The organism is Desulfomarina profundi (genome assembly GCF_019703855.1).
Taxonomy (GTDB): Bacteria; Desulfobacterota; Desulfobulbia; order Desulfobulbales; family Desulfocapsaceae; genus Desulfomarina; species Desulfomarina profundi.
In genome coordinates this window covers 3,253,194-3,265,764 of record NZ_AP024086.1, presented here as the reverse complement: position 1 = coordinate 3,265,764, position 12,571 = coordinate 3,253,194, and the positions used below count along the sequence as shown (strand labels likewise).

The 12,571-nt window shown below is 48.4% G+C and carries 8 protein-coding genes; 7 read left to right on the top strand and 1 reads right to left on the bottom strand.

The annotated features are described in order from the left end of the window. Positions 1 to 45: 45 nt before the first annotated feature. The 7 genes from LO777_RS15040 (at position 46) to LO777_RS15010 (ending at position 10,998) form a co-directional block, all read left to right on the top strand. Positions 46 to 2,280, top strand: coding sequence for a GmrSD restriction endonuclease domain-containing protein (locus tag LO777_RS15040; RefSeq protein ID WP_228854680.1), 2,235 nt, complete (start codon positions 46 to 48; stop codon positions 2,278 to 2,280). 35 nt (positions 2,281 to 2,315) lie between these two features. Continuing rightward, a complete protein-coding gene (locus LO777_RS15035) occupies positions 2,316 to 3,974 on the top strand; it encodes a class I SAM-dependent DNA methyltransferase (RefSeq protein WP_228854679.1) in 1,659 nt (552 codons plus the stop codon). Next, on the top strand, positions 3,964 to 5,028 hold the full coding sequence (locus LO777_RS15030; RefSeq protein WP_228854678.1) for a restriction endonuclease subunit S: 1,065 nt from the start codon (positions 3,964 to 3,966) through the stop codon (positions 5,026 to 5,028). Before LO777_RS15035 ends, LO777_RS15030 begins: the two co-directional genes overlap by 11 nt. A 92-nt stretch (positions 5,029 to 5,120) precedes the next feature. Next, a complete protein-coding gene (locus LO777_RS15025) occupies positions 5,121 to 5,342 on the top strand; it encodes a restriction endonuclease subunit S (RefSeq protein WP_228854677.1) in 222 nt (73 codons plus the stop codon). Further along, entirely contained in the window at positions 5,339 to 7,240 is a 1,902-nt protein-coding gene (locus LO777_RS15020) for an RNA-binding domain-containing protein (RefSeq protein ID WP_268907450.1), read from the top strand. The genes LO777_RS15025 and LO777_RS15020 overlap by 4 nt, the downstream gene beginning before the upstream one ends. A gap of 282 nt (positions 7,241 to 7,522) precedes the next feature. Further along, on the top strand, positions 7,523 to 10,666 hold the full coding sequence (locus LO777_RS15015) for a type I restriction endonuclease subunit R (protein ID WP_228854676.1): 3,144 nt from the start codon (positions 7,523 to 7,525) through the stop codon (positions 10,664 to 10,666). Between the two features lie 56 nt (positions 10,667 to 10,722). Beyond that, entirely contained in the window at positions 10,723 to 10,998 is a 276-nt protein-coding gene (locus tag LO777_RS15010) for a hypothetical protein (protein WP_407929076.1), read from the top strand. Between the two features lie 892 nt (positions 10,999 to 11,890). Here LO777_RS15010 and LO777_RS15005 read toward each other — a convergent pair. Continuing rightward, entirely contained in the window at positions 11,891 to 12,478 is a 588-nt protein-coding gene (locus LO777_RS15005; RefSeq protein WP_228854675.1) for an OmpP1/FadL family transporter, read from the bottom strand. Between the last annotated feature and the right edge of the window lie 93 nt (positions 12,479 to 12,571).

Genomic DNA, 12,571 nt, shown 5'->3' with positions numbered 1-12,571 from the left:
TCCCCTGTCCCTGAAGTAAATACATAGAGAATCGGAGCACACCCCATGAAAGATGCCCAAAAACCTGATCATGTTAGCCTCAACACCCTGATCATGCGGCTCCGGGAAGGACAGTTCGTCATCCCCGATTTCCAGCGGGAATTTGAGTGGAAGCCCTGGGACATCAAAGAACTGATGCGCTCCATTTTTCTCGATTACTATATCGGCAGTCTCCTTCTGTGGAAAGGCAAACAGGAAAACTTCAATGCCCTGTCCTGCGAGCGTATCTACGGCTATCCGAAAGGCAATGGTAACCCTGTCCATATAGTCCTTGATGGCCAGCAGCGTCTCACAGCGATGTATTATGCTTTCCTCGCCCCTGATGTTAACTTGCCGAATCGTGCCAATCGGGCCCTCTACTTTGTCCATGTCGATAAGTTCATGGCTGAAGAGTATGATGATGCCTTCAACTATGACTGGCTGACGCGACGATGGTCGAAAATAATCGATAACCCAGAAGTTCAATATGAACAGCATATCTTTCCGCTGGCCATTATGGGGGCTGGTGGCTGGGAGCTCCCCAACTGGGTGCAGGGGTATGAACAGTTCTGGAAAAACAGGACGCAGGAAGCTGAAGAGGCGGGAGATGCTGATGCAATAGAAATGGCAGCAAAGAGCACGGAAAATGCCCATCTCTTTGGTGAACATTTAAAAGGGATCACAGAACAGTACCAAGTCGCCTATATCGAGCTTGATCAGGACCTGGCCGTTGACAAAGTCTGCGATATCTTCACCCAGATCAACAGTAAGGGCATCCGCCTCGATGCTTTTGACCTGATCAATGCCCTGCTCAAACCAAAGGGCTTGCAGTTAAAGCATATGTGGCGTGCAGCTGCCTCCCGCCTGGAGTTTGTCGAAACGGAGAAGATGAATGTCTATATTCTCCAGGTGATGTCGATTCTCCGTCAATCTTACTGCTCACCTAAATACCTTTATTTTCTCCTGCCAGGCCAGGAAAAGCCGGTACGTGATCCAGACGGGACAAGACGTAAAGAAGTTCTGATAACTGATGCCCAAGATTTTGAAGGTCGATGGCATAATGCTGTTGATGCCCTTCAGGCAGCTATCAAACTCCTGCAGCACCCTCATGAGTTCGCGGCAATCTCTTCAAAGTATCTCCCCTATGTTTCCATCCTTCCCGTTTTTGCGTCTATCCAGGCCCATATAAAAACCATCCAGGCATCGCAGCGCCTGGATGCACAGCGCAAGGCCCGGCATTGGTACTGGGCCTCCGTATTTACCAACCGTTATTCAGGGTCGGTGGAGTCAACCAGTGCCCGTGATTTTATGGATATGAAAGCCTGGCTCCAGGATGACAACGCAGAGCCTCCGCTTATCACCGAGTTTAAAACGCGGTTTAAGACGCTGGAATTTCGCAAGGAGACCAAGCGAGGAACTTCCGTCTATAACGGCCTTTTCAACCTGTTGGTTCTGATGGGGGCAAGGGACTGGATGTCTGGTAATGTAACCCTGGCTGACGATCTCGACGACCATCATATAGTCCCGAAAAAATGGGGAGCAGAACACCTTCAGGGGAAGGTGATAGACACCATATTGAACCGTACCCCCTTAAGTGCAGAAACAAACCGTCATGTCATCAGTGACAGGCTTCCCAACCAATACCTGCCGGACCTGATAGCAGAAAATGGTGAAGCAGCAGTTCGCTCCATACTGGAGTCGCATTGTATCTCACCTGCTGCCCTGGCCATCCTCCTCCGTGATCCCTTTACTGCTGAGGATTTTGAGGAATTTATTGCTGAACGGCAGCGGACTTTCCAGGAGGCCATTGAAACCCTGCTGGTCAAGGAGCGGCTTGATCTGCCGGTACAGCTCCGGGAGCTGGACGAACAGATTGAACAGATCGAGCTTGGCCTACGCAAAGTTATCGTCGCGGTGCTGCAAGCCGACAGCCAATATGAACTGCCATCCCATATCCTGCGAAATGTAAAAGAACGTATCCAGCGTGCTGCCAAGAAAAATGCAGCCCTGGATGGTGACTATTACGATACCCTGGAAGGAAAGATGGAGTTTTGCGACTTGCGGGAGTTACACGATGCTATAAAAACAAAGGCATTATGGCCCCAGTTTCAGCCGCGTTTTGTCAACAAGGAAACCTTGAATATCAAGTTTGGGCAGCTGGCAGAACTGCGCAATGCGATCCGGCACAGCCGGAGTGCCGATGAGATCACCCGCAAGGAAGGGGAAGCTGCAATCCTCTGGTTTGCCAAGGTCTTGAAATAGCCAATACTTGAGAACAACAAAATCAGAAAACAATTATGGCCAATAAAGAACAGAAATTTCTTGAAGCACTGGACAAAAAGCTGTGGACAGCGGCAAACAAATTGCTTCCGTCTCTGGATGCTTCGGTATACAAGCATGTGGTTTTAGGACTGTTATTTGTAAAATATGTTTCAGATTCTTTTGACAACCGCTGCCAGGAATTGAAAGATCAGTTCAATAATCCGGAGCATGACTATTTTCTTAACCCGGAAGATTATGATTCCGATGAAGAATACCAGGCCGAAATCGTGGATGAGCTGGAAATCCGCGACTATTATACGGAGAAAAATGTCTTCTGGGTGCCACAGCTGGCCCGCTGGCAGATCCTGCGTGATAATGCGACCCTGACTCCGGGTACGGAGATTGAAATCAAGAACGGTAAGACCCATACCTATACCTTCCGCAGTGTGGGCAGGCTTATTGACGATGCTCTGGACGCCATCGAAAAAGACAATCCCAAGCTCAAAGGAATTTTAAATAAGCAATATGCCCGCCTCCAGATCGACCAGGCAAAGCTTATCGAGCTGATCAATCTTCTCTCCGAGATCCCCTTCAGTCACGACACCCTGCAGTCCAAGGATATCCTTGGCCATGTCTATGAATATTTTCTCGGCCAGTTTGCCCTGGCAGAAGGCAAGAAGGGTGGCCAGTTCTATACTCCGAAATCCATTGTCTCCTTGATTGTTGAAATGCTCCAGCCCTTCCAGGGGCGGGTCTATGATCCGGCCATGGGTTCGGGCGGTTTCTTTGTTCAGAGCGAGCAGTTTGTCAAAAAGCATGGCGGCAGGATCGGCAATGTCTCCATCTATGGCCAGGAATATAACTATACCACCTGGCAGCTGGCAGCCATGAATATGGTAATTCGGGGGTTGGACTTTAATTTCGGCAAGGAACCGGCCAACACCTTTACCAATGACCAGCACCCGGACCTGCGGGCCGACTTTATCATGGCCAATCCGCCCTTTAATATGAAGGAGTGGGATACCGGCGTCAGTGACGATGATCCGCGCTGGCAGTACGGCAGGCCGCCCACGGGCAATGCCAACTTTGCCTGGCTCCAGCACATGCTCTATCATCTCGCTCCCAACGGTTCCATGGGGCTGCTGCTGGCCAACGGCTCCATGAGTTCCAATACTAAAAATGAAGGGGCCATCCGCAAGGCCCTGGTCGAAAATGATCTGGTGGAGTGCATGGTGGCCCTGCCTGGTCAGTTGTTTACCAATACCCAAATTCCGGCCTGTATCTGGTTTTTGACCCGCAACAAGAAAGAGCGCAATGGCTTCCGGGATCGCTCCGGCGAGGTGCTGTTTATTGATGCCCGTAACCTGGGCTATATGAAGGACCGGGTTTTGCGGGATTTCAAAAGGGAGGATATTGAAAAAATTTCTGGAACCTTTCATGCTTGGCAGACGGGTGAGGGCTACGAGGATGAGGCCGGTTTTTGCATGTCAGCCACCTTGGAAAAAATCAGCAAACATGACTTTGTGTTGACACCGGGGCGCTATGTGGGTGCCGCTGAGGAGGAGGATGACGGCGAGCCCTTCGGTGAAAAGATGGCTCGATTGACTACTCAGTTATCGGAGCAGTTTGGTGCGAATGCCCAACTGGAAAAACAGATCAAGCAGAATTTGGCAGGGTTGGGCTATGAATGTTGATTGGCAAATATCAACTCTGCAAGAGGTGTGCTTAAAAATAACAGATGGTGCCCACAATAGTCCCAAGTCAGTTGCTATTGGAAAGCCAATGGCATCTGTGAAGGATTTGACAAGGTTTGGCGTTGATTTGAGAGAGGCAAGGCATATATCAACTGAAGACTTTGAAATTCTTGTAAGGCAAGGTTGTCAGCCAATAGTAGGTGATGTGTTGATTGCCAAAGATGGAAACAGTGCGCTTGATACCGTATGTAATGTTAAAAAGCCACTTGATGCGGTTTTGCTTTCTTCCGTGGCGATACTTAGACCAGACCCCGAAAAAATTGATTCTGACTTTCTGAAATATTATTTCACTTCACAAGAGACTATTAGTTATCTGAAAAGTAACTTTATTTCCGGCGCTGCAATTCCAAGAGTTGTTTTAAAAGATTTTAAGAAGGCTCAAATCAAACTACCTCCCCTCCAAGATCAAAAAGAGATTTCTTCTGTTTTATCCTCGCTGGATAACAAAATCGAACTCAACCGCCAGATCAACCAAACCCTGGAGGAGATGGCCCAGGCCATTTTCAAGTCCTGGTTTGTGGATTTCGAGCCGGTCAAGGCCAAGGCCCTTGCCAGGGCCAAGGGCCAGAACCCGGAACGCGCCGCCATGTGCGCCATCAGTGGGAAGACCGAGAAAGGACTCGACCGGCTCTCTCCTGACCAACTTGCCCAACTCCGTGCCACCGCCGCCCTTTTCCCCGATAAACTGGTTGAGTCTGAGCTGGGGTTGATCCCTGAGGGGTGGGAGGTAAAACCACTCGATGAGATAGCTCAATATCAAAACGGTCTCGCCCTTCAAAAGTATCGCCCTGAAAGCGAAAATGATTTTTTACCTGTTGTAAAAATTGCTCAGCTAAAAACCGGAATATCCAACTCAGCTGAAAAAGCATCTCCTAATATTAAGCCAGCCTGTATCATAGATAATGGGGATGTTATTTTTTCATGGTCGGGATCATTAATAGTGGATTTATGGTGTGGGGGAAGGCTGCACTTAATCAGCACCTGTTTAAGGTAACATCCAAAGATTACCCCAAGTGGTTTTACTACTATTGGACAAAACATCACCTTGCAGTTTTCCAACAAATCGCAGCTGATAAAGCTGTTACTATGGGGCATATCAAGAGAAGTCATCTTAAAGAGGCATTGTGTGCTGTGCCAGATTTTAATCTTGAAACAGTAGACATCATTGCTGAACTGGTTGCCAAGCAGATTACCGCGCGATTGGAAAGTTCATCTCTCTCCCAACTCCGCGACACCCTCCTCCCCAAACTCCTCTCCGGCGAGATCAGCGTTAAAGCCGCCGAGTCCGCCATCCAGGAGGTGGCATGATCGAAATTCGGACCTTGGACGATATTGGTATTCTTTCAGAAACCGTTGACCTGGAGTGCAAGCTGGCAGCAGGGAAAGACGGCAGGGGACAATTGCCGGTCGACTTCTGGCCCACTTACAGCGCCTTTGCCAATACCCATGGTGGAGTTATCCTTTTAGGCATCAAGGAAAAACAGCGGCGATTTGCTCTCCATGGCATCAGTGAGCCACAGCGGATCATTACCGCTCTGTTCAACCACCTCAACAATCCGCAGAAGGTGAGTGTCAATCTGCTGACCGAGCAGGATGTCAAGGTGATCGTTATTGATAACCGCAACCTGATCCAGGTGCGGGTACCACCTGCCCTACGTCGACAGAAACCTGTCTTCTTGCGTGGCAACCCATTGAAGGGGAACACCTTTCGTCGTCTTCATGACGGAGACCGGCCCTGCAGTGAAGAAACAGTCAAAAGAATGCTGGCCGAGCAAGTGGAAGATGCACGGGACAGCCGTATTTTGCAAGGCTTTGGCATGGATGATATTGATCCAGACAGCCTTTTTGCCTACCGCCAGATGCTGCGGACGGAAAAACCGGGGCATATATGGCTGGACGAAGATGACGCCGGACTGCTTCGGCTTCTCAAGGGCTGGCGTCGTGACCGGCAGACCGGTGAAAAAGGGCTTACCCTGGCAGGACTTTTGATGTTTGGGAAGTGGGACGCTATTCAGGACGGTGCGCCGCATTATTTTGTGGACTATCAGGAACGACCCGAGGCGAAAACAGAATTGCGTTGGACTGACCGCCTTGTGCCGGATGGCAGCTGGTCCGGCAATCTTTTTGATTTTTACCGCCGGGTATATCGTAAGCTCATTGCTGACCTGAGGGTGCCTTTTTCATTGAAGGATGGGCAGCGCCAGGATGATACGCCCGTCCATGAAGCAATTCGGGAGGCTTTGGTGAACACCCTTGTTCATGCTGATTATAGTGGCAGGGTTTCGGTGTTGATCGTAAAGAGACCGGATTTATTCGGGTTTCGCAATCCAGGCAATATGCGGATACCTGCAGAACTGGCAATACAGGGAGGAGAAAGTGATTGCCGGAATCGGTTGATTCATCAGATGTTTCTAATGATCGGTCTTGGTGAACGGGCAGGCTCAGGAGTGCCCAAAATTTATAGTGGCTGGAAGAGTGGCAACTGGCGGCCACCCGCCCTTTATGAAAAGGACGAACCGGAACAGACGCTCCTTGAACTCCGGATGCTTGATCTTTTTCCTCGGGAAGTGCTTGAGATGCTGCGTATAAAGTTTGGTTCGGCGTTTGATGGGTTGGGTGATCTGGAGCGTCTTATCCTGTCATCGGCAACAATTGAAGGTTTTGTCTCCCACCCGCGTTTATTGGAAATGTCAACCGACCATCCCCATGATGTAACAATGTCCCTACAACGCCTTGTAAAAAAAGAACTTTTGTTTTCGAGTGGCCATGGACGGGGGACTGTCTACCATATTCAGGGTCTTAAAGCTGCAACACCTGATGAAGTTTTCAGTGATGGGACGGTGCTGGACAGTTTGAAAAATTCAGGCCAAAGTTCTGAGGGGTTAATTGCGGAAGGGCTGGATATGCCGATTATTCATAAGTTGGCAGACATCAAACCTGAACTGGTGGCTGAACTTGAAGGATTGGCAGAGAGCGCACGGAAGAGTCGTCGCTTGTCAAAGAATGAGATGACCCAAACAGTTATCGAATTATGTCATGGACGCTACCTGACTTTAAAGGTCCTTGGCGAATTACTCGGACGATCCGAAGACTATCTACGCCTCAAAGTTCTAAACCCATTAGTAGGAAAAAAGTTATTACGCCGGGCTTTTCCGGCTACGCCGAATGATCCAAGACAGGCATATACCAGCGTGTCGCAAATGTAAAACCATGGAGCTCAAGGTTCGGACCTCTGCGCCAAAGCTCCGAACCTTTGGTCCTGATAGGTTCGGAGCTGAAAAAGAAACTCCGAACCTTTTAGATTCCAAAATATACTGAAGAGGTCTGTTCCTAGTGAAGAAAGAGAAAAGATGTTGTGTTTAAAGACAATTTAAACGCAACAAAAAGCATGACACAATGAAGAAATGATGCAAATTCAATGTGTTGATGCATGTCATATTGTGTTGTGTTGACACAAGAGTTGCGTGGCTACTGCATATGGGGAAAGAATGATCAACGAAGACCAGCTTGAGCAAATCTGTCTGGATTGGTTTCGTGAGGGCGGGTATGAGTACGCCTTTGGTCCGGACATCGCCCATGACGGGGAGAGAGCGGAACGGGCAGATTACCGTCAGGTGACGCTGACTGGCCGTCTTCTTGCCGCAATGCAGGAGATTAATCCACATATTCCTCTGGCGGTTCTTGAAGAGGCAGTCCTCTCCGTCACAAATCCGGAATCGCCGGTGCTGATCCACAACAACCGTGCCTTTCATCGCATGCTTCTTGAGGGAATTGCGGTTGAATACCGTGACGGTGACGACACCCTCCACGATCACGCCCAGCTCATCGACTTTAATAATTTCAGCAATAACCAGTTCCTGGTGGTCAATCAGTTTACCATCCAGGGGAGCAAAATGAACCGCAGGCCCGATGTCGTAGTCTTTATCAACGGCCTGCCCATTGCGGTAATTGAGTTAAAGAACCCAAGTAATGAGCAGACCGATGTCTGGGACGCCTTCAACCAGCTGCAGACCTACAAGGATGATATTTCTGACCTCTTTATCTTTAACGAGGCCCTGGTAGTGAGTGATGGCTGGACAGCCAGGATCGGTTCACTGACCGCCAACAAGGAACGGTTCATGCCCTGGCGCACCATCAAGGATGAGAATGACCGGCCACTTCTTGAATATGAGCTGGAAAAAGTGGTGAGAGGTTTTTTTGATCCGGAACGGCTGCTGGATTATATCCGTTATTTTGTCATCTTTGAGCAGGAAGGTGATAGTGTTATTAAAAAGATTGCCGGATACCATCAATTCCATGCCGTGCGGGAGGCGGTACGAGCGACGATTATCGCCTCACAACAACCGGCCAGTCTGGAGACTGGTGAACCACGGGCCACTTACGGTCGAGAGGTTATACCAGGATCTCGTAAAGCGGGGGTAGTCTGGCATACACAGGGTTCCGGTAAAAGTATCTCCATGTGCTGTTATGCCGGGAAACTCCTGCAGCAGCCGGAGATGAACAACCCGACCATCGTGGTGGTTACGGATCGTAATGATTTGGATGGTCAACTCTTCAACACCTTCAGCAATGCTCGGGAGTTGCTCCGGCAGACCCCAGTGCAGGCTGGCAGCCGTGATGAACTGCGGGAGATGTTGGCGGCTCGGCAGGCTGGCGGCATCATTTTTACCACGGTGCAGAAGTTTTCTCTGTTGAATGATGAAGAAAACCACCCGAGTCTGAGTCAGCGTAGTAATATTGTAGTGATCAGTGACGAGGCTCACCGTAGCCAGTATGGCTTGAAGGCCCGGCTTGACACCAAGACCGGAAAATACATCTTCGGTTATGCCAAACACATGCGGGATGCCATCCCCAATGCTTCTTTCATCGGCTTTACCGGCACTCCGATTTCTCTTGAAGACAAAGATACCCGGGCGGTTTTTGGTGATTATGTCTCCATCTACGACATCCAGGACGCAGTGGATGACGGGGCAACAGTCCCCATTTACTATGAATCCCGGTTGGCCAAGCTCGACATCAACCGTGAGGCAATTGAAGAGCTGAACGAAGAGGTGGAAGATGTCATTGAGGATGAGGAGGACATCAATCTCCGTGAACGGACTAAATCCAAATGGGCGGCTCTTGAAAAACTGGTTGGCTCGGAGCCACGTTTGCAAGAGGTAGCTCAAGACCTGGTGAATCATTTTGAGTCACGGACTGCGGTGATCCCCGGCAAGGCAATGATCGTCTGCATGAGCAGGGAAATATGCGCCTGGATGTATGATGCCATAACTGCCTTGCGACCGGAATGGCATAATCCTGATCCTGAGAAAGGGACAATCAAGGTTGTTATGACCGGCTCTGCTGCGGATAAACCGCTTCTGCAACCTCATATTTACAATCAGCAAACCAAGAAACGACTGGAAAAACGCTTTAAAGATGCCGATGATCCCTTGAGGTTGGTGATTGTTCGTGATATGTGGCTGACCGGATTTGACGCACCCTCTTGCCATACCATGTATGTTGACAAACCTATGCGGGGCCATAATCTGATGCAGGCCATTGCCAGGGTAAATCGGGTCTTTAAGGACAAACCCGGTGGTCTGGTGGTGGATTATATCGGGATTGGTAATGAGCTGAAACAGGCTTTGAAGATCTACACCGACTCCAAGGGCAAGGGGACTCCGACTCTGCTGGCCGAAGAGGCATTTTCTCTGCTCCTTGAAAAACTGGAAGTGGTGCGGGCTATGTTTCATGGGTTTGATTACAGCGACTATAAGACCAATGCCGCGATGCTACTGCCCATGGCCGCTAACCATATTCTTGGGATTGATGATGGCAAAAAACGTTTTCTTGATGCCATGGCTGCAATCACCAAGGCCTTTTCACTGTGCAGTACCCTGGATGAAGCCGGGCCGCTTAGGAAGGAGATTGCCTTCTTTTCTGCCATTAAGGCGGCAATCATTAAACATACCACGGTTGACAAGAAAAGGACTGAGGAGGAAAAAAACTCAGTCCTTAAACAGATTCTTGATAATGCAGTCATCTCAGAGGGGGTTGCCGACATTTTTGAGTTAGCAGGGTTGGACAAGCCCAATATCAGTCTGCTGTCTGACGAGTTTCTGGAAGATGTCCGACAGATGCCGAGCAGAAACCTGGCTGTGGAATTACTGGAAAAACTGTTGCGGGATGCGATAAAGGCTCGAAACCGAGATAATGTGGTCCAGGAAATGAAATATGGAGAGAGGTTACTGGAAACCCTGCGCAAGTATCATAACCGCGCCATTGAAACTGCCCAGGTTATCGAAGAACTGATCCAGATGGCCAGGGACTTCCAGGAGGCCATGAAGCGGGATGAAAAGCTGGGTTTGTCATCGGACGAGATTGCCTTTTATGATGCCCTGGCCAATAATGAGAGTGCGGTACGAGAATTGGGTGATGAGATACTTAAAAAAATTGCCCATGAGCTTACCGAAAAACTGCGGGCCAGCACCACGGTTGACTGGCAGGTGCGCGACAGTGTCCGGGCCAGGATACGCAACATGGTCAGACGGCTGCTGAAAAAGTATAAATATCCGCCAGACAAACGTGCTGATGCTATTGAGCTGGTCTTGAAGCAGGCAGAGAAATTGTCTTATGCCTGGACGGTTTGAGTTCTGTAGAACGAAGAGAAAGAGACGTTATAAATACGGCGTGGAATGATTAAGGATTGGGAAGAATTATTGGCATTTTTGCAAAACTAGGTTCCGTCAGGAAAAGTGACAACCGATTTCCAGCAAGAAAAAGTAGGGCGATTCGTAAGCAGCAAGAGAACTTGCCGGAAGGAGTAACTGAAATTTCTTGGAAAACTCAATGCCGACTTTGCACAAGATACCTTTATCTGATAGCCAAGGGTAAAAACGCAAATGTGACAAAAACGGCGGTTGCCAGGGAGATAGCTGGTTTTTCCTGGGCAATGGCTCAGGAATTATCAAAAGCAGCCTAAATTTCGAAAGCGGTAGCGATGATTGTTTGAGGTGTAAAGGCCAAGCCCTTTCAGTTCATTGCCAGGGGCGCGGTCACGGTCAGGAGAATCCTCGAGCACTTCTATTGGAATAAGCCTGCCAGCTGAAACTCCAGGTATTAGATAGAAGCAGCTCCACGACGAAGCCAATTCATTCGGTACCCAACCCGCGCATATCAGACTGATCAACCGTCGTTACATGATGCCCCCACCTCTGACCATGAACTGGAGGATACATTGTAGTAAACAGTCACTTTTTTCATCGAAAAACCGATGAAAAAAGTGGCAAGAGATAGTTGCTTTTTCTTGACAATGTTAACCATATCAGGAGTGGGGTTTATCTGATCCTCACCAACTTAACAGGTGTGAAGTGGGATTTTGTGTTATTTATCTCCTTTGGAAAATAGTCTTTGAGAGTTGGTTGCAGGCACAGCTTAGTGACGGTATTTTTGACGGTATATCTTGGATGTGCTTATTTGAAATCTAAATAAAAACAGCATGGTAGGCTAGTGTATCCGTTCCCTGCATCGCCACCAAAATGCTAAACCGAGTATTATCTATTTGATAATACTCGGTTTTTTTTGTTTTATCACTTCTCCGTATCGCCTGAAGTGATCCTGTAGTGATCCTATCACGATCTTTCTGGAATCATTCTACAAACGGATATAAGGCTCCTGCTCAATATGAGTTGGAGTGGTGGGACGATAGAAAAGCGGCTTAACCGTGACTCCACTTTTTTGTGGCAAGATCAAGATCACTTGGCAACCTTAAGCTAATTTGTCACCTGTATATTTTCTTTTTGGTCTCTGGTGGCCATATATCCCCCTGCCACTGCAGAAAGTAACAAGGGGAGCGACAGTTTGGCAAATTCTTCTTAAAAGCTGTAATTTATACCGGCGGTAATAAAAAATGCCGAGGCATTGGTAAATTCACCATATATTACATCATTCGGATTTACCTCTATTTTTCGAGTCTCTTTATAGGCATACAGAGCGGCAATTCCGAGCTCTATTTTCTCGTTTACTTTGTATTGCATGCCCAGAGAATAGATCCAGGCATCCGAATCGGGCAGTTCAAAACCTATCGTTTCTGCCGGGACCGGATTATTGTCATAGCCAAAACCACCCATTAGAGTAACAGTATCATTGATTCCATAAGTCAGGCCAATACGAAAGGTATCGGTATCATCCCAGTTCTTTGGTACAGGAGTTTCAAACGGATTGCCTGGAATTGTAGGTGTAAAATCGAAATCAAGGACTTCATACTCTGACCAGAAAGTCCTATCCCAGGTAAGTTCCACATTAAGATTATCCAGTACATCATAGGCAACTGACAGGGCAAACACTGCAGGTAAAGGCACATCAACTGTGGTATCGAGGGTCATATGATTACCCATCAGATTCAATTTTGCTTTATCATCAAATTCAAGATCAATATGAGAGCGATAGGTGAGAGTGGCCAAAATAAATGATGGAAAATAGAGTTAAAATGTGCAAGATAAGTGATGGAAAGGTAAGGAACCCCCTCACGTATCGCGCAAATACCCGAGAGGGTT

Coding starts and splice junctions, on each gene's coding strand:
- LO777_RS15040 (WP_228854680.1), top strand. CDS start 46: ATGAAAGATGCCCAAAAACCTGATCATGTTAGCCTCAACACCCTGATC.
- LO777_RS15025 (WP_228854677.1), top strand. CDS start 5,121: ATGGGGCATATCAAGAGAAGTCATCTTAAAGAGGCATTGTGTGCTGTG.
- LO777_RS15015 (WP_228854676.1), top strand. CDS start 7,523: ATGATCAACGAAGACCAGCTTGAGCAAATCTGTCTGGATTGGTTTCGT.
- LO777_RS15030 (WP_228854678.1), top strand. CDS start 3,964: ATGAATGTTGATTGGCAAATATCAACTCTGCAAGAGGTGTGCTTAAAA.
- LO777_RS15020 (WP_268907450.1), top strand. CDS start 5,339: ATGATCGAAATTCGGACCTTGGACGATATTGGTATTCTTTCAGAAACC.
- LO777_RS15035 (WP_228854679.1), top strand. CDS start 2,316: ATGGCCAATAAAGAACAGAAATTTCTTGAAGCACTGGACAAAAAGCTG.